This window comes from Acinetobacter calcoaceticus, from assembly GCF_051947995.1.
Lineage (GTDB): Bacteria > Pseudomonadota > Gammaproteobacteria > Pseudomonadales > Moraxellaceae > Acinetobacter.
Map to the genome: position 1 here is coordinate 315,760 of NZ_JBLVVH010000002.1, position 18,409 is coordinate 334,168.

The 18,409-nt window shown below is 44.1% G+C and carries 15 protein-coding genes; 7 read left to right on the plus strand and 8 right to left on the minus strand.

The annotated features are described in order from the left end of the window. Nucleotides 1–49 precede the first annotated feature (49 nt). From znuD to ACNQO6_RS04685, 3 genes are all read left to right on the plus strand, one after another. A complete protein-coding gene (gene znuD / locus ACNQO6_RS04675) occupies nt 50–2,104 on the plus strand; it encodes a zinc piracy TonB-dependent receptor ZnuD (RefSeq protein WP_440208240.1) in 2,055 nt (684 codons plus the stop codon). A 79-nt stretch (nt 2,105–2,183) separates the two neighbouring features. Next, the gene (locus ACNQO6_RS04680; protein ID WP_440208241.1) at nt 2,184–3,647 is read left to right on the plus strand and encodes a phospholipase D family protein; all 1,464 of its coding nucleotides are present in this window, start codon (nt 2,184–2,186) and stop codon (nt 3,645–3,647) included. A gap of 101 nt (nt 3,648–3,748) precedes the next feature. Next, the gene (locus tag ACNQO6_RS04685; protein ID WP_440208242.1) at nt 3,749–5,113 is read left to right on the plus strand and encodes a sel1 repeat family protein; all 1,365 of its coding nucleotides are present in this window, start codon (nt 3,749–3,751) and stop codon (nt 5,111–5,113) included. A 63-nt stretch (nt 5,114–5,176) separates the two neighbouring features. On the opposite strand, the gene ACNQO6_RS04690 is transcribed toward ACNQO6_RS04685, so the two are convergent. After that, nucleotides 5,177–5,614: a hypothetical protein gene (locus ACNQO6_RS04690; protein WP_032870209.1), complete on the minus strand. Its 438-nt coding sequence runs from the start codon at nt 5,612–5,614 to the stop codon at nt 5,177–5,179. A gap of 178 nt (nt 5,615–5,792) precedes the next feature. On the opposite strand from ACNQO6_RS04690, the gene ACNQO6_RS04695 reads away from it, so the two are divergent. Continuing rightward, nucleotides 5,793–6,284, plus strand: a complete 492-nt coding sequence (locus tag ACNQO6_RS04695) for an RcnB family protein (protein ID WP_440208365.1) — start codon at nt 5,793–5,795, stop codon at nt 6,282–6,284. Nucleotides 6,285–6,436: 152 nt separating this feature from the next. After that, the gene (locus ACNQO6_RS04700; RefSeq protein WP_005226872.1) at nt 6,437–6,796 is read left to right on the plus strand and encodes an RcnB family protein; all 360 of its coding nucleotides are present in this window, start codon (nt 6,437–6,439) and stop codon (nt 6,794–6,796) included. 42 nt (nt 6,797–6,838) lie between these two features. Here ACNQO6_RS04700 and ACNQO6_RS04705 read toward each other — a convergent pair whose 3' ends face one another. The 4 genes from ACNQO6_RS04705 to ACNQO6_RS04720 form a co-directional block, all read right to left on the minus strand. Next, entirely contained in the window at nt 6,839–7,336 is a 498-nt protein-coding gene (locus ACNQO6_RS04705; RefSeq protein WP_005226874.1) for a phosphate-starvation-inducible protein PsiE, read from the minus strand. A gap of 120 nt (nt 7,337–7,456) precedes the next feature. Beyond that, the gene (locus tag ACNQO6_RS04710; protein WP_262755351.1) at nt 7,457–9,238 is read right to left on the minus strand and encodes an acyl-CoA dehydrogenase C-terminal domain-containing protein; all 1,782 of its coding nucleotides are present in this window, start codon (nt 9,236–9,238) and stop codon (nt 7,457–7,459) included. A gap of 162 nt (nt 9,239–9,400) precedes the next feature. Beyond that, nucleotides 9,401–11,203, minus strand: a complete 1,803-nt coding sequence (locus ACNQO6_RS04715; RefSeq protein ID WP_009512093.1) for an acyl-CoA dehydrogenase C-terminal domain-containing protein — start codon at nt 11,201–11,203, stop codon at nt 9,401–9,403. Nucleotides 11,204–11,512: 309 nt separating this feature from the next. Beyond that, entirely contained in the window at nt 11,513–11,887 is a 375-nt protein-coding gene (locus ACNQO6_RS04720; protein ID WP_440208243.1) for a heavy-metal resistance, read from the minus strand. Nucleotides 11,888–12,018: 131 nt separating this feature from the next. Here ACNQO6_RS04720 and baeS point away from each other — a divergent pair, with 131 nt between their 5' ends. Continuing rightward, a complete protein-coding gene (gene baeS, locus ACNQO6_RS04725) occupies nt 12,019–13,689 on the plus strand; it encodes a sensor histidine kinase efflux regulator BaeS (protein WP_440208244.1) in 1,671 nt (556 codons plus the stop codon). 45 nt (nt 13,690–13,734) lie between these two features. Next, nucleotides 13,735–14,421: a response regulator gene (locus ACNQO6_RS04730; RefSeq protein WP_004652437.1), complete on the plus strand. Its 687-nt coding sequence runs from the start codon at nt 13,735–13,737 to the stop codon at nt 14,419–14,421. Between the two features lie 580 nt (nt 14,422–15,001). Here the strand turns inward: ACNQO6_RS04730 and ACNQO6_RS04735 are convergent. The 3 genes from ACNQO6_RS04735 to ACNQO6_RS04745 all read right to left on the minus strand — a co-directional run bounded on the left by ACNQO6_RS04735 (nt 15,002) and on the right by ACNQO6_RS04745 (nt 18,407). Continuing rightward, nucleotides 15,002–15,583: a L,D-transpeptidase family protein gene (locus ACNQO6_RS04735; RefSeq protein ID WP_440208245.1), complete on the minus strand. Its 582-nt coding sequence runs from the start codon at nt 15,581–15,583 to the stop codon at nt 15,002–15,004. Between the two features lie 74 nt (nt 15,584–15,657). Continuing rightward, nucleotides 15,658–17,100, minus strand: coding sequence for a protein adenylyltransferase SelO (locus tag ACNQO6_RS04740; RefSeq protein ID WP_440208246.1), 1,443 nt, complete (start codon nt 17,098–17,100; stop codon nt 15,658–15,660). A 137-nt stretch (nt 17,101–17,237) separates the two neighbouring features. Continuing rightward, complete coding sequence (locus ACNQO6_RS04745; protein WP_005226882.1) at nt 17,238–18,407, minus strand: acyl-CoA desaturase; 1,170 nt, start codon at nt 18,405–18,407, stop codon at nt 17,238–17,240. Nucleotides 18,408–18,409: the final 2 nt, after the last annotated feature.

Here is an 18,409-nt window from a genome sequence, read left to right on the forward strand (position 1 = left end):
AATGTTATAATATAACAAAAAATAACGATCAACTGATTCGAGACACGGTATGTCATTTCCGCACAATATTTTGACCTTATCCATTTTAGCTGCTGTTTCTGTATCTGCCTTTGCAGCAGAAAATGAACAGGTGGCCACCTTAGATACCATACGTATTAAAGCGCATCCGCTTGAGCAAACCTCAAAAGATTTTGCGGTTGCAGACACCGTTGTAGATGAAAAACGTTTACAACAGGGGGCTGTGACCATTGGTGAAGCGCTGAGCAGTGAGCCTGGCATTTATTCAAATCAGTTTGGCGCAGGTTCTAGCCGTCCTGTCATTCGTGGACAAGATGGCCCACGCGTTAAGGTGCTGCAAAATTCATCAGAAAACATTGATGTTTCTACCTTGTCCCCTGACCATGCGGTAACAGTCGATCCTGCATTGGCCAAGCAAGTTGAAGTGATTCGTGGCCCATCTACTTTATTATTTGGTGCGGGAACCGTTGGCGGGCTGGTCAATGTCAATGACAGCAAGATTCCAACAGAAATGCCTGAAAAAGGTTACGAGGGGAATGTTGGTTTACGTTACAACACGGGCAGTGATGAAAAGCTGGCAACTGCAGGTGTCACGGTTGGTTTAGGTGATCAGGTGGCGTTACGGGTCGAGGGGCTGAAACGCGAAGCCAATGACTATATCGCACCTGACTATCACCATGAAGGTGAGAAAGAGCGCCGTGTCGGCAATACCTTTGCCAAAGGCGAAACCGTCAATGTTGGTTTGTCCTGGATTTATGATCGCGGCTTTACCGGAATTTCTTATAGCAACCGTCAGGATCAGTATGGCTTGCCGGGACATAGCCATGAGTACGAGAGTTGCCATTTACATGGTTTAAGTTTGCATTGTGGGGAACATGATCATGATGGGGAGGACGATCACGATCATGACCATGATCATGCACACGAGGCAGGACCGTGGATTGACCTGAAATCTGAACGTTATGATGTGCGCACAGAATTGAATGATCCATTTGCTGGCTTTAAAAAGTTACGTGCGCAAGCCAGCTATACCGATTATCAACATGATGAAATTGAAGAAGATACCATCGCCACTCGCTTTAAAAACAAGGGCTATGATGGTCGTTTAGAGTTGGTACACAATCCGATTGGCCCATGGGAAGGGGTGATTGGTACGCAATATGGTCAGCAAAAACTGAAACTTACTGGTGAAGAAGCTTTCTTGGCGCCGAATACCACCAAGAAGTGGAGTATCTTTGGCTTAGAGCATGCACAATTTAATGATGTTCATGTTGAACTGGCAGCTCGTGCAGAAAAACAGAAAATTGATATTGATGATTCAAGCAAAAAAGATTTTGACGGGTCAGCCTTTTCTGTTTCGGGTGCAGCCAACTGGGAGTTTGCACCAGACTATAAACTTTCTTTGGTTGCCTCACATCAGGAGCGCTTACCGCTGGCGCAAGAGTTATATGCCAATGGCGGACATTTTGCCACCAATACCTATGAACTGGGCAATGATGGTTTAAGTAAAGAGAAGTCAAATAATGTCGAACTCGGTTTGCATTATGACAATGACAAGTTTGACTACCATGTGCATGTCTATCACAACTGGTTTGATGACTATATCTATGCGCAAACGCTAGACCGTTATAAAGATTTCCGTTTAGTGAAATATACCCAGGATCAGGCACGTTTCTATGGTGCAGAGGCGGAAGCGGGTTATCAGATCTCGGACATGTATAAAGTGGGCGTGTTTGGTGATTATGTTCGTGGCAAGATCGACAATGAAAATGCACCGCGTGTGCCGGCAGGTCGTCTAGGAACCAAAGTAAATGCGGACTTTGGTGATGGCTTTAGCGGTTCAGCTGAATATTATCATGTGTTCCAGCAAGACAAGATTGCAGCGTATGAAACCGATACCCAAGGCTATAATATGTTGAATCTGGGGGTTGCGTATTCAGGTAAATACAGCAATGTCGGGGATTATCGTGTGTATTTTAATGCCAATAACTTGCTGGATGATCAGGTTTATCAACATGCATCATTCTTATCCACGATTCCACAAGTGGGCCGTAACTTCACTGTGGGGGTGAATTTTAACTTCTAATTTTTCACTTAAATCTTATTGAAAAATCAAAGCATAAGCTCTAGCCTTAAATCATTAGGCTAGGGCTTTTTTTGTTTATATGCGCATCTTCCAACGAATCCATCGAAAATTAAACTGGTCAGGTCGACGTTACATGGCAGTCATATTGAGTATTTTTGCGATTGGGTACATTGCTTCGGCAGTCTATCACACAGTAAAACCACTCCCGAAAGGGCTGGATTTTACTGGGCAATTGCGTCATGCCAATGTGAAATTTTTAGCCGATCAGACCTATATCGATTCCCAAGGCCAGCAACAGGTTGATCAGCATATTTTCAAGGAAGTCTTCCATTTAATTGATCAGGCACAGACCACCATTGTGCTGGATATGTTCCTGTTTAACCAAGAAGTCGGCGCTTCTAAGGTGAAACAGTTGCCTTTGATGCAAGAATTGACTGATGCGCTGATCGTGAAGCGTCGCTTGCATCCAAATGTAGAAGTTGTGGTGATTACTGATCCGATTAATTCGGTTTATGGGGGCATGACACCAAAACATTATCTACAATTGCGACAAGCAGGTGTGGATGTGATCGAAACCGATTTAAAACCATTGCGTGCGTCTAATCCGCTCTGGTCGGGATTCTGGTATATCTGCTGTCAAAACCTGGGCAATAATCCTGAGAGCGGCTGGTTAAGCAGCCCGTTTGGCAATGATAAGATTACTTTGCGCAGTTATCTGGAGTTATTCAACTTCAAGGCCAATCATCGTAAAACCTTGGTGGTTGATACGGTGGATGGCTGGAAAAGTCTGGTGACCTCAGCCAACCCACACGATGGCAGTTCGCATCATAGCAATGTTGCACTGGTGGTAGATGGGCCAACCGCGATTGATGTCTTACAAACTGAACAAGCGGTTGCCAACATGTCAAAGGGTTCCAGTCCCTTTGTGATTATGGGCGGTGTGAGCGAAGACAAAACCTTACCGCAGGTGCAAGTGCTGACTGAAAAAGCCATTTATGATGGCATCTTGAAAATGATTCAGACTGCCAAGAGCAAAGAGCATCTGGACATGGCCATGTTCTATTTGTCGGAACGCAATATTATTGAGGCACTTAAGCAAGCGCAACAACGTGGTGTCAACATCCGGATCATGATCGATCCGAATAAGGATGCATTTGGCCGTCAAAAGAATGGCATGCCGAATCGCCAAGTCGCATCAGAACTTCATGCTGCAGGTATTCCAATCCGTTGGTGCGATACGCGTGGTGAACAGTGCCATAGTAAGATGTTGCTGAAATACAATGCCCAGCAAGCGGAAATCATTCTCGGTTCTGCTAATCTGACCGCACGCAACCTGAAAAACTATAATCTTGAAACTGATATGCGTGTGATCGGTTCGGCACAAGCGCCTGTATTTAAAGATGCAGGACAATACTTTGATGCCGCATGGAGCAACGCCAATGCACGTCAAATTACAGTGGATTATGCAAAATATGCCGATGAATCCAAAGTGAAATACTGGATCTATCGTTTTATGGAATGGTCGGGTCTCTCGACCTTCTAATTGGCTCTACATTTAAGTTGATAGGAAACCTCTGAATACATTCATATGCTGAATATGAATGTATTCAATAGCTAGATAAGATAAAAACCGGATAACAATAAATGACTGCAACATTAGAACAGGCCTTGGCATTTAGCTACGGTAATCAAGAGGTTCTGATTGATACCGTTCAGGCCATTGAATTATTCAAGGTGTTAGCTGAGCAGCAACAACCACACGCATTCTTTGAACTTGCCCTGTTTTATGACCATGATCGAGGTGACTGCATGTTGCCTCTTAATCTGTATTATCGGGACCAATATCTGCTACGTGCTGCCCGTTTAGGTCATACCCAAGCGATCATCATGCTTTTTTCCTTGATGCGAGGGCAAAGGTTAATTTTTAATACCACGTATTATGATGGAGATAATATTGATCAACTGCATGACGAACTACAGCAGATCACCGATCAATTAATTGCCCAAGGAAATACTCAGGCACTACTCATCAAAGGTAAACACGGGGTTTCTTATCCAGATCTCGAGACCATACCTTATCTGTATCAGGCGTGGCAGCAAGGGGAAAAACTGAGTGCCAGTTTGTATCTGTCACAATGTGATGATGAGGAATTGCAGCAACTGGGGCTGTATGATGCCGAAACATGGAGCACTCATTTCGAGCGTGCACAGCACGATCTGATGCGGGAACTGGAGCATGCTTTACAACAAGGCCAGATCCAGAAAATTGTTGAATTTCTTCGCAGCGATGTATCTGATTATATTTCGGAACAAAATAGGGCGCAATTGTGGCAGTGGCGACAGCTTTTTTATCAACAACAGGCTGATTGGGGAGCTGCAGATGCATGGCTGCAATTGTCAAGAATGACCGAAACTTATGTGGACTACCTCAAAACGGCAGCAGCATTGAAGCATCCGGTTGCAATGTATGCCTATGCTTATGAGCTAGACCGAAAAACAGATCTCAGTGATGCTGAGTTTGAAGAAATTGAGCACTATTTTACTTTGGCCGCTGAACATAAACATGCACAGGCCTTGTATGAAAAAGGACGCTATTACACAGAAGATGAACCTGAACAGGCAAAGCATTATTTTAAACAAGCAGCTGAATTCGGTTGTCTTGAAGCGATTGAATGGCTGGTGGCTTTAACGGAACAGCATGAACAGGCGCAATGGGCTGAATTGGCACTTCAATATGGCAGTATTGATCATAAAGTAAAACAGGTCTTGATCGTGGCTTTACGGGGAGGTTTGGGGATACTGGAGAATCATCAACTGGCTGATGAGTTACAATTAAGCTTAGAGTTAAGCAGTCAATGGGACCGGATTTTTTCGCTGGCTGTCCCGGCTGCAGCAGAGCACTATGAGACACAGGTACAGCCGCAAATAGCAGCTCTTTTTGATGAAAACGCAGAACAGCCAAAATTAAGACAGCGACTGATCTCTGGCATAAAAAAATGGCTTAAATAAACTTCTCTTTAACTTTTACAAGGCATTGCATTCAATTAAAGAGAAGCGTGTTGTTGAAAATGTTTAAGGACTCGGTGGAATCAACTGGTCTAGATCTTTATCGGCCATTTGCTCCAGTTCACTTAAATCGGTTTTGATTTTCCACTGGCTTTCATCATCGACTGGGTTCGGTAAGCGCGCTTCTAACCAGTCACAAACCACATCCGGGCTAAATTCAGGATGATTGCACTGGATGACCCAGCCTAGAAAATCTTTGGCTTCACCATTCATATAGGGTGGTGGTGATACGGGAAAAAACTGGGTCGGTAAACGTTCATTGGTGGATAAATAATTGAGGACATGCCCAAGTTCTTGCACGGTTTGCCATGCCAAGGCATGTTCAACATCAATATTGAATTTAAACCACCAGGCATGCTGACCATCTGCACCATGCGCCACGATACGGGATTCTTGTACGCTAGGCACTTTACAGAAAAATTGATAGAGACGATCAAAATTCATTTCAGCCACAGATGTTGCCTCAAAACCAAAAAACTGATTCTAACATATCTACGCGAAGCTACAGCTTGCTGCGTTTTATCCATGAAATTGAACAGTTAATCTGAAAAAATATGATTACAACAATGGCGCTTGTTTTTTATTCTAAAATAAAAGTATACGCTGATTTTGGGAGATCATGATGCAGCAAACAAAACTTTATCTCTATGGCTTAGTCAGTCTACTTAGCGGTCTCCCCGTGATGAGCCATGCTGATAATGCTTGGGGTGGTTATAGCGGGGTAGAGCGCCGTTCCTATCACCAGCAGAGGCCGGCCTATCAACCGCCTGCGCAAGATCCGTTTGCATTCTCGAATCAGCGTGCTACACCGACGGCGCCACCGAAAGGCTATTATTATCAGCCTTATCAAAATAATGATTATCCTCACCGGAATCATCGACCAGGTGTTCGTGTCGAATATTATCCCGACACCCAATATGAGCGTAGCTATCGCCTGGAGTCTTTTGTAGTGGGAAATGAACTACCGGGTGAGTTTCGTAGCGAGCGTTACGTGCTGCGGGACTGGGATTATTATTCATTGCGTGAACCGCCTCGTGGTCGACATTGGGTGGTGGTCGATGGGCGTTATCTTTTAGTGACGGATGATAACTTTACCATTGAGGTGATTCGTTAATCTGACATCTGCTTTTAAATTTTGGATGGAGCGGATTCTCCATAATTTCTCGCTATTCATTACAAAGCTTTGCAATGTCGTGGGTTTTATTCATGCTTTCTCCTAGAGTTTTTCTTAATCTGGTTTTAGATCAAAAAACTCAGGATCACACAATGAAAAAGACCGTCGTATTGCTTGTATCAACACTGATGCTTGGTGTCTCTGCTTCAGCCATGGCAGATTCAAACCGTTGGAATCATGATCATAAAGACCGCTATGATCGTTATGACCATCGCTATGATCACCGTGAACAACCACGCTGGTCGAATGGCGATCGCGGCAATCATTATGGTCAACGCATCAATTTCAAACGTGGCGAGCGTTTACCGTCAGAATTCCGTAGTCATCGTTATGTGGTATCTAACTATCGTAATCACCGCCTTTATCAGCCGCCACGTGGCTATAACTGGATGCAGGTACAAGGAAAATATGTCCTGGTGGATTCCAAATATCGTATTTTCCGGGTGGCATAACCCTCAGATTAAAAAAGCAGGCAATCAGCCTGCTTTTTTTATTTATGCCAGTTCATCATCTTGTGGCCGAGGTGTTTTATTGGAAGGCAAGGGTTGTTCCTGATCTTTACCACGAATCACGGAAGGGTAGTTCCACGATGCAAAACGCACCACCAGAATCGCCACCGCCAAAATCAGGATCGAACCTGTGGTAATCACCAAATCCATCGATGCTTTATGATTGTGTTGAATATCGGCAATCAGCAAACGGGTCAGTGCGGTAATCGCGACATAAATCAAAAAGCGTACCGGCATGTGATTGGTCTTGAAATAAATTCCCACCATGGCGCCCAGTTCCAGATAGATAAACAGCAGCAAGATGTCATCAATGGTGGCGTACTGTTTTACGGTCAGAATTTCAATCACGGTATGCACGGCTGACCATGCAATCATACAGCCGATAATAAACAGGGCTAAATAATGAAAGGCCTCAACCGCGTAGTGACCGAAGCGATCAAGTAGACGAGGTAAGCCTTCAAGTTTATCTTTTGAATTCGACATGGCGGTTTATATGCTCAACATGAGGGTTGGAATGATATGCAAGTTTTATGCTGTTTTTATTATAGGCATAAAAAAACTGCCTCAACCTAGATTGAGGCAGTTTTTATGATTGAATGCGACTTAAGCTTGATTGGTGAAGTAATCTTCGCTGAAGTTCATGATCAAGTCAGAACCTGCTTTGATTTTCGCTAAACGCGCATCGAGTTCAGGCAAGATACGATCGACAAAGTATTGTGCCAATGCAATTTTGTTCTGGTAGAAATCACCAGACTTGTCTTTTGCAGCAGCCGCAATTTTTGCGAACATATAGGCAAAGCTGAGTAAGCCAACAGCATGTAAGTAATCAACCGCAGCTGAGTTCGGGAACTCTGCATTTTCAGCTGCTTGTTCAATGATGAACTGGGTGATCGCTTCAATTTCAGTTGCAGCGTCTAGAGTTGCATCTTTAATGAAGTTCAAGTCGGTATCTAGATCATTGGCAAAGTCACGGATCTCGGTGATGTATTCTGCGATGAATGCACCACCACATTTAATGGTTTTACGACCAATTAAATCTTGAGATTGAACGCCGTTGGTGCCTTCGTAGATTTGAGCAATACGAAGATCACGGATACATTGTTCCATACCCCATTCACGGATATAACCGTGTCCACCGAAGACCATTTGCGCATCGAGCGTCGCTTGGAAAGCAGTGTCCGTGAGGTAAGCTTTTGCGATTGGTGTTAAAAGTGCAACGCGGTCGTTGGCTTTCTTCACGGCTTCAGCATCAGTTGAGAATTTAGTGATGTCGAGCTGTTGACCGACATACACCGCAAATGCACGAGATGCTTCGTTGTTGGCACGTACATTGAGCAACATACGACGTACATCACCATGCACTAAAATGCTGTCTGCCGGTTTGTTTGGTGATTGAACGCCAGAAGCGCTACGACCCTGTAAACGGTCAGTCGCGTATTGTGCTGCATTTTGATATGCAAATTCAGAAGCACCGAGACCTTGGATACCCATTGATAAACGTTCATAGTTCATCATCACGAACATCGCAGCAAGGCCTTCGTTTTCTTTACCGACAAGATAACCTTTGGCACCGTCAAAGTTCATCACGCAAGTCGCAGATGCCTTGATCCCCATCTTGTGCTCGATTGAACCTGGACCAACAGGGTTGCGTTCGCCTAAAGAACCATCTTCATTCACCAAGAATTTCGGTACGATAAATAATGAAATGCCACGTGAACCTGCAGGTGCATCAGGAGTTTTCGCAAGGACCAGGTGAATGATGTTTTCAGCGAGATCGTTGTCACCGCCGGTGATGAAGATTTTCGTACCGGTAATGTTATAGGTCCCATCTTCATTGCGTTCAGCTTTGGTTTTGATAATGCCTAAATCTGTACCTGCATGTGGCTCAGTGAGACACATGGTACCTGACCATTCACCCGAATAGATTTTAGGTAAATACGTTTCTTTTTGCTCTTGTGATGCATAGCTGTTTAAAGCCATCCCTGCACCAACTGAAAGAAGCGGGTAGAGCATGAATGATGGGTTGGTGGCGAATAGCATTTCATCAGACAGTACCGTCAGCATTTTCGGCATGGCCTGACCGCCCCATTCTTCGTCTGCACCTAAGCCGATCCAGCCGCCTTCAGCGTATTGACGGAATGCTTCTTTAAAACCTGCTGGGGTGAAAACTTCACCATTTTCCCAACGTGCGCCTTCTTCATCACCCGTACGGTTTAACGGATGTGTCACGTTTTGGGCAAACTTCGCCATTTCTTCTAAAATTGCTTCAGCTGTTGCAGCATCTACATGAGCCAGGTTTTCATTGGCCTGCCAAAATTGTTCTGCTTTAAATACATCATTCAAGATGAATTTCATGTCTGCTAGAGGAGCATTGTAAATTGGCATAATCGTTCCTTTCTACGCACAGCGTCATGTGCAAAATGATCAAATAAAACGAACAAATGAATTGAATCGTATAAATTTAGCATTGATTAAACAAAAAAAGGACGGTCAAAACTGACCAGTCCTTTTTCCGTGATGAACGTTGCATCTCATTCTAAACTATGTTTAGAAAGCGAAGTGTTCCGCATCAAGTTCAAACAATGGCGCAACGCCAGTTGAAAGTACATCTACATGCGAACGAACACGTGGCAAGATCTTCTTGAAGTAGAAGCGAGCAGTGGTCACTTTTGCATTGTAGAAGTCAACATCAGTGGTACCTTCTGCCAATTTCTCTTGAGCAACAAGTGCCATACGTGCCCATAAGTAAGCAAGCGTTACATAGCCAGAGAAGTAGAGGTAATCCACCGCAGCTGCACCCACTTCATCCGGGTTTTGCATTGCACGCATACCGATTTGCATGGTGATATCGCCCCATTCCTTGTTTGCAGCAGCCAATGGTGCAATGAACTCTTGCATCGCAGCATTGTCTTTGTTTGCTTCAACAAATTTATGGATGATCTTGGTGAAGTCTTTCAACATTGCACCTTGAGTTTGCAATACTTTACGACCTAACAAGTCAAGCGCTTGAATCTCGGTTGTTCCTTCGTACAAGCAAGCGATACGTGTATCACGTACGATTTGCTCCATACCGTGTTCAGAAATGAAGCCGTGACCACCAAAGACTTGTACACCGTGCTTCGCAGATTCAGAACCAGTTTCAGTTAAGAATGCTTTTGCAATTGGCGTTAACAAAGACAAGATGTTGTCAGCAAACTTACGCTCTTCTTCAGTTTCACCTTTTTCAACGATGTCTGCATATTGAGCCAATAAGTAAACCAGCGCACGACCACCTTCAGCAAATGACTTTTGCGTTAAAAGCATGTTGCGAACAGCAGGGTGAACGATAATTGGGTCAGCTTCTTTTTCAGGAGCTTTAGGGCCAGAAAGCGAACGCATGGCTAAACGGTCTTTCGCATACGCCAAAGCGCCTTGGAAAGAAGATTCAGATGCAGATAAACCTTGAACCGCAGTACCGATACGCGCAGTGTTCATGAAGGTGAACATGCAGTTTAAGCCACGGTTTTCAGGGCCAATCAAGTAACCTTTTGCTTGGTCGAAGTTAATCACACAAGTCGCGTTACCATGGATACCCATCTTGTGTTCGATTGAACCACAACGTACTGCATTACGCTCGCCGATAGAACCGTCAGCATTGACATTGAACTTCGGTACGATGAATAGAGAAATCCCTTTGGTACCTTTTGGCGCGCCCGGTAAACGTGCAAGTACGATATGGATGATGTTTTCAGCCATGTCGTGTTCACCAGCAGAGATAAAGATTTTCTCGCCAGAGATTGCATAGCTGCCATCCGCATTTGGTTCAGCTTTAGAACGGATGATACCCAAGTCAGAACCTGCATGAGATTCAGTCAGGCACATGGTACCTGTCCAGACACCTGAAACAAGGTTTGGCAAGTATGTATTTTTTTGCTCATCAGAACCGTGGTGTTCTAAAGTACGCACAGCACCATGAGAAAGGCCAGGGTACATACCCCATGACCAGTTTGCAGTACCCACCATTTCAGAGATTGCGATCCCTAAAGAGTTTGGTAATGCCTGACCACCGAACTCTTCATCAGCAGAAAGAGACGGGAAGCCAAGTTCGATATATTTTTGATACGCTTCTTTAAAGCCTGTCGGGGTTGTAACCACGCCGTCGTTCCAAGTACAACCTTCACGGTCGCCCACCTGGTTTAAAGGAGAAAGTTCGTTCTCGCAGAAATCAGCCGCTGCTTCTAAGTATTGATCAACCAATTCACGGCTTACTGTGTCTTGAAATGCAGGAAGTTTTGCATAATGTGCTTCAGCATTTAATAATTCGTGCAAGACGAACTGCATATCACGTAAGGGTGCTTTGTATTGTGGCATAGCAGGTTCCTCAATACTGGTTAAACCAGAGTTATAATCTTAGTCAATGTTTAATGTGCGCAAGAGCACCATTTGGTAGCGCTAATCGTGCAACAAGTTATAGTTCGGTACAAGCTTTTGCAGGTCATTTCTTAGTGACTGCTAAGTCAAAGTTTATGGTTTAATCTGCTTAAGCGCATAGATTGTAGGTGGTTTTCCGGCGTTTGAGTCAAATTGCCTTGGCAAAATCGTAAGCAGCTGTGTAGCACCAAATCAATCTTTTCAGGCATAAAAAAAGGCGCTTCGAAAGCGCCGGAGAGGAAGGGCGGGTTACGTTGTTGGATTCGCTTGTCGCTTGAATTGTGATTGGTCTGGGGTAAAACGAACTTCACAGGTCCCTTGAATGACACGTTTATTCCATTGAACGTTGACGCGTTCTCCGATACGTTTACCCTGACAGGCCTGTTCGATCTGGGCGCGTTGGGCCTGATGTTGCTGACGCATTTGTTCGCGTTGTTCTGAACGCTGTTCACGTTTGGCTTGCCATTCAGCACGTTGCTCTGGGGTTAGTGGGGCACGTTGCATATGATGACGGTGATGGTCTCGATCCATTGACTGTTCCGCTGGCGTGGTCGACTGACAGGCAGCCAAACCTAAAACAGAACCGAGTAGAGTGGTCATCAATACAATTTTTGTCTTATTCATTATTTTGTCCAGCGTCAGCAGTTGTGATTTGATGCTTAAAGATTAGATAATAAAGATGAAGAAACAATGGAGAGTTTTTTTCGACCATGTTGGTTACAATCCATAAATAGAACACTATTGAGATTAAGCGTTTGAATGTTCGTCGTGTCCCTTTAGCCTTACGTCTGTTTTTAACGGTACTACTGACTACCTTGCTGATTGCGACCATCAGTCTGGGCGTTTTGCATTGGACCATGCAAAAGAACTTTGCCAAGTATGTCGCGGACGTAGAGATGCAGAAACTGGATCGGCTGATTGCCAATCTGGGTAATGTCTACACGGTTTATCATGACTGGGGCAATGCCATTCAGGCGCAAATTCTGCAAATTGAGGGGACCGCAGCACCAGACGATTATGACCGGCTGTCTCAGTGGTGGTTACGCCGCCAGTATGACATTGCCTTGCAGCAGCGTTATTTTAATGACCATACTTTATTGAGTCTGTCTCCGACTTTGGCGCAAAATAATGTTGAGATGAGAAATCGTCAGATCTTTAATGATGAAGAGCTCAAAATCCTCAAACAAAATTTACCTTCAGAATATCAGCCTTTTGAGGGGCTGCGTTTTCCACTCAGCCCAAGCCAGTTCCGTCTAAAGAAAGATGATAAAGATGACAAACAGGAGCATAAATTAAGTGCGCCTGCCGAGCATGGTAAAAAGCGTTTTGTCTCGATTCCTGACCGTTTAGGCCTGAGTTCACGCCTGTCTTTATATGATGAAAATCAGCAGTTTATTGTCGGCGAACCGGCTACCGATCAAATCTCGTTTCGTCCGATTATTGTAGATGAACGGGTGGTGGGTTATCTGGGACTAAAACCGGTGCTGGATCAGGATGATGCGTCCAGTATTAACTTCTTTAGTAATCAAAAACGCTATCTGCTTTTGGTCTATGCATTAACGGTACTGTCTAGTTTGATTGCAGCACTGTTGATGGCGACCTATTTTAAAAAGCCGATTCAGCGCCTGTTAAAAGCCACTTTAGAATTAACACGGGGTAACTATCAGCATCAGGTAAAGATCAGACGTAATGATGAATTAGGTGATTTGTCCAATCAGATCAATCATCTGGCAGACATCTTGCACCATCATGAAGAGTCACGCCGTCAATGGGTATCCGATACCTCGCATGAGCTGAAAACACCATTGGCAGTGTTGCAGGCACAAATCGAAGCGATGCAGGACGGAATTCGTAAAGCCACACCTGAACACCTTGCTGCCATGATGCGTCAGGTCAGCAGTTTGAAAAAATTAACCCAGGACCTGGCGGATCTGGCTCAGGCCGATGCACAACAGTTGAAATGTTATTTTGCCGAAGTTAATCCGTGGGATGTGGTGCTGCAAGAAGTCGAAAACTTCAGATCAACCTTTGAGCAAAATCAGCTGGACGTCACCTTGTCTGGAGAGGGCGCTTTACTCTCGTTAGATCGTGATCGTTTTAAACAGATTATTGTCAATTTGCTGGGGAACTGTGTTCGCTATACTGAACACGGTGGAAAAATACAGATTCATACTCAACAAGAGGAGCAACAATGGATATTGTATGTAGATGACAGTCCATTGGGGGTCAATGATGAGCAACTGGCCCGTCTGGGTGAACGTTTCTACCGTGTCGACGATTCACGTACACGCAGTACCGGCGGTACAGGGCTAGGTTTGGCTTTATCATGTAAACTGGCACAAGCTTTAGGTGGTTCACTGACTTTCGATCATTCACCATTAGGTGGATTACGTTGTGTACTGACTTTCCCGAAACAAAATACGTAACTTTTAGATCCTCTTTGGTTGAGGATGATGGATAGGATGAAGACCATGAAACATATCATGTTGGTTGAAGATGAGGTTGAACTGGCACAGTTGGTTCGTGATTATTTAGAAGCTGCTGGTTTTGAAGTCAGTATGTTTCATGATGGTCAAGATGCATATACCCAGTTCCAGCAACGTAAACCAAGCTTGATGATTCTGGATTTGATGGTGCCACGTATGGACGGTTTAACCATCTGCCGTAAAGTACGTGAGCAATCTGATTTGCCGATCATTATGGTGACGGCACGGACTGAAGAAATTGACCGTGTTTTGGGTCTCAATATGGGTGCAGACGACTATATCTGCAAACCTTTTAGTCCCAAAGAACTGGTTGCCCGTGTTCAGGCTGTTTTGCGTCGTTTAGAGCGTAAAGCGGAACCTGAACAAAATGATCTATTCCGTATTGATAAAGCGCAGCAACGCATCTGGTATCAGCAAAAAGCATTGACCTTAACCCCAACAGAATTCCGTTTACTGGAGCTGTTTTTAGAACATCTTGGACAGGTGTATTCACGTGCACAGTTGCTTGATCATATCAATCCGGACAGCTTTGATGTGGCAGACCGTGTGATTGATAGCCATATTAAAAACCTGCGCCGTAAGATTTCAGAGGCAGCGGATACAGGCAATCGTCATGAATGGATTCAAGCGGTGTATGGTGTCGGTTATCGTTTTGAATATCCAGATGAGTAATTAGCATTACGTGGTTTGTGGTGACTCATAATCAAAAATCTGGAACAGTTTCTATAGATAAACTCATCTCTTTTTCTTCGGATAGAGAGGATGATATGAGATGAGTTTTGATGAGGGTAAAGGGTAGAGCGCGGCAAAAAGTTTTTCCTGTGGCTACCCCTTGCGCTGCTACAACGCCTTGCACTGCTATAGTCGCAGTTCATAACCAAGAAAATGTAGAATAGTTTTCTTAAATTAGCTCATGGTTTTCTTTGGATAGAGGAACTGAAAGAGGACGAAATTTTGTGACGATAATGGGTAAAGCACGGCAAAAACTTTTATCCTGTGGATAACCACAGCGTTATCCACAGAAAATGTGGATAGTTTCTTAAAGGTTTTGTAGAAATTATCTGCTTTTCTGGGTTTAAGTAAATCATCACTGGATTCTGCGCAAAATAAGATTACATTACTTTACAATCACTTGTGATGAGTTAGGTTGCTGAAACGAGATTAATTCTAACTTGAAAACTTATCCCCTGAATAAGCCTTGCTCGGTTTGATCAATATCTTTATCCGCAAATTCGCCTGCACACTTATCCCATTATGGGTGAATGATAATCGGCGTATGATCAGCAACCAGTTGCCATATTTCATCTATATCCGAGTTGGTCACTGCAATACAGCCTAAGGTCCAGTCTTTGCGTGGCATATAGCGTGCACTGGCAGGAAATGAGGTGGCACGTGTCGGCACTGTCCCGTGAATCATCACATTGCCACCCGCAGAACGATTGTGCTGTTGGGCATAGGTCATATCAGTTTTATTGGGGTAGGAGATGTGCAAAGACTTATAGTACGCACTCTGTGGATTGCGCCAATCAATTGAATAGGTTCCCTCAGGCGTTTTGCCATCACCTTCAAACTGTTTATGTCCAATCGGATCAAAGCCCAAACGCATCGGATAGCTGCGAATGACTTCCTGTTGATGTTTTAATTGCAAAATACGTTGACGCTTAAAGACTTCAATTGAGGTCACGGGTTTATTTTGTTTGAGCTGCTGTATGTCTTCGACTGAAAGTGGCGTATGGGTTGCTGCAAATGTGGGGATGAACTTGCCATACCGATAAAAAGCCAGTGCCAATAAAATGATTAAAACCACAGATCCAGTAATCAATCCAGTTTTCATGATGTTCTTCTTTTTTAAATAAATAGCTCACCTGAGCCGCAATCGCGACCCAAGCGAACCACAACGACTCAAAATTAAGATGAACAGCTCACCATCACCTCTGGTACATCACTTGGTAAAGGGGCTATATCTGCTTCAGTTTCCAGATCAGGCTGTTTTTGATAGGGCTGATTCAACAGCTTAAATAAACGATCAACTTCACTAAAATCACCACGTTCAGCCTGCTCAATGGCTTTCTGTGCCATATGATTGCGCAGGATATACTGCGGATTGGCCTGTTGCATTTGCTGATTTAATTCATCGGTATCCTGATGTTGACGGATATTCTGGTAATGCGTCAGAAAATCATCAAACTGCTGGACATGAATACAGTCATCTCTTAAAGCTTTATAATCTTGCTGTTGCAAACGAATAAAGCTTTGGGTGTAATCCAGTTGCTCGGTTTGCAAAATTCTTAAGAAGGCAAAGCTACAATCCAGACTGTCTTTATGGAAATGCGGCAGTCCCATTTTTTGACAGAGTCCCTGACCATAATGCTGCAAAAAGGTGGGTTCAAATTTTTCCAGGCAGCTTGCCAGATCCAGTTTGAACTGTTCTTTGTCTTCGGCTGATGCCAGAGGAATCAGGTTGTTTAGCCATGTCCAAAGATTCCAGTGGCCAATACTGGGCTGGTTTTGATAGGTGTATCGCCCCTGATAATCGGAGTGGTTGTTAATCCAGTTTGGACGGAAACGCTCCATAAAACCGTAAGGGCCAAAGTCTAGTGTTGAACCGGTAATATTGAGATTGTCGGTATTCATCACCCCATGTGCAAAACCGACCAGTTGCCATTTGGCAATCATGATCGCAGTTCGTTCAATCACGGCTTCAGCAAAGGCCAGAATTGGATGTTCAGCGTTGAGACATTCTGGATAATGCCATTCGATACATTTTTGCGTGAATTCAGCCAACAGTTCAGGCGCATATTGATTGATCCATTCAAAATGACCCAAGCGAATATGGCATTCGGAGGTGCGCAATAACATTGCCCCTAGCTCTAGGGTTTCGCGTTGTACGCCTTGGGTTGAACTGGTAAAACCGACTGCATGACTTGATGCCACACCCAAAGCATTTAAGGCATGTCCAGCGAGATATTCACGAATTACCGAACGCAGCACAGCACGGCCATCGCCCATACGCGAGTAGGGGGTGGAACCTGCACCTTTCAGATGTAGATCAATGGTTTCGCCATGTTTATTCAGGATTTGTCCGATCAGCAAACCTCGACCATCACCCAGTTGTCCTGCCCATTGTCCAAATTGATGCCCCGCATAGACCATGGCAAGTGGTGGAAATTCGGCAAAGGTTTTTTGACCGCTACAGATTTCCACCCAGTTAGCTTTATCTTCTTCGCTCCATTGCAATTCATCTGCCAAGGCTTCATTGAAATGGCCTGCTTTGGCACCACGCAACGGACTGGGTTGTTGATGATGATAAAGCTTCGGATTTAAAGCATCATAGCGAGAATTGAATTGCATAACTGAAACATCATGGTGAGCTGAATCATGACTATAGCAAATTAACCGATGCAATGGGAAAACAGACAACGCTGGCATGTGAAACAGCAGATATAAAAAATGGCCTCAATTTGAGACCATTTTTAATTGCTATGACGTTATTCAGAAACAGGCGCTTTTTTGATGTTACGCATCAAGGTTTCCAAACATTCACGGTGATGACTTAAACGATGTTCAAGTAACTGGAAATCAACTTTCAGCTTGTGATCCATTTGATGGATTTTTTCAGCCATGGCTGCTTTTTTCGCTTGAAGCTCTTGTTCTTTCAGCTTCGCCCAATCATTTAAGGTATGGGTAAATGCTTCATATTCCTGAGCAATACGTTGCTTCATTTGCACAATGTCGGTATTCACATCATGCCCATAGATCGCAAGATCGCGTTCCGCGTATTTAAACTTCATCGCAAGTTCGGCTTTTTTGATATTAAAGCTTGGAATACGACGTAAATTTTTAGCTAAACCAAGCTTTGAGCTGGTCCAGATTAACCATTTGGTTGGGTCATATTGCCACCATTTCACGCCATTACGGTAGTCGTACTGGAAGATGTGATGATAGTTATGATAACCCTCACCCCAAGTGAAAATAGCTAAGACAAAGTTGTCACGTGCCGTATTTTCATCAGTATAAGGACGTTTGCCCCACATGTGGCAAAGCGAATTGATGAAGAAGGTCACGTGATGGCTAATGATTAAACGCAATAAACCACCGAGTAAAATTACACCCCAGATATCGCCAGTCGCCCATCCGATTAAGCCCAGTACACCCACGTGAACGGCGATGACCATTGGCACATAATATTTATGCTGGAACATCACCAGTTTGTCATTGAGCAAATCAGGGGCATTTTTAAAGTCAGGTTCAGATGGCGAGTGGTCGCGAATCATCCAGCCTAAGTGTGCGTACCAGAAACCACGTTTAATTGAATACGGGTCTTGATCCACATCATCGACATGGCGGTGATGGGTACGGTGACCTGAAGCCCAGAACAAAATACTGTTTTGGACAGCAAAGGTACCACCAATCATCAATAAAATTTTCAGCGGTAAAGCCGCTTCATAAGCACGATGTGCCCAAAGACGATGATAACCGGCTGTAATGCCTAGGCTACTTAGCGCCAAAAGGAAGATCATGCTCACCCAAGCACTTACACTAAAATCATAATAATAAGCATATAAAGGGATTAAAATAGCGGCAAGAATTGGTGTGCCAATTAAGGTAATGCTAGCAGTCCAGTTAATGGGTGCCTTTTTGAGTGGGGCGGAAGTCATAT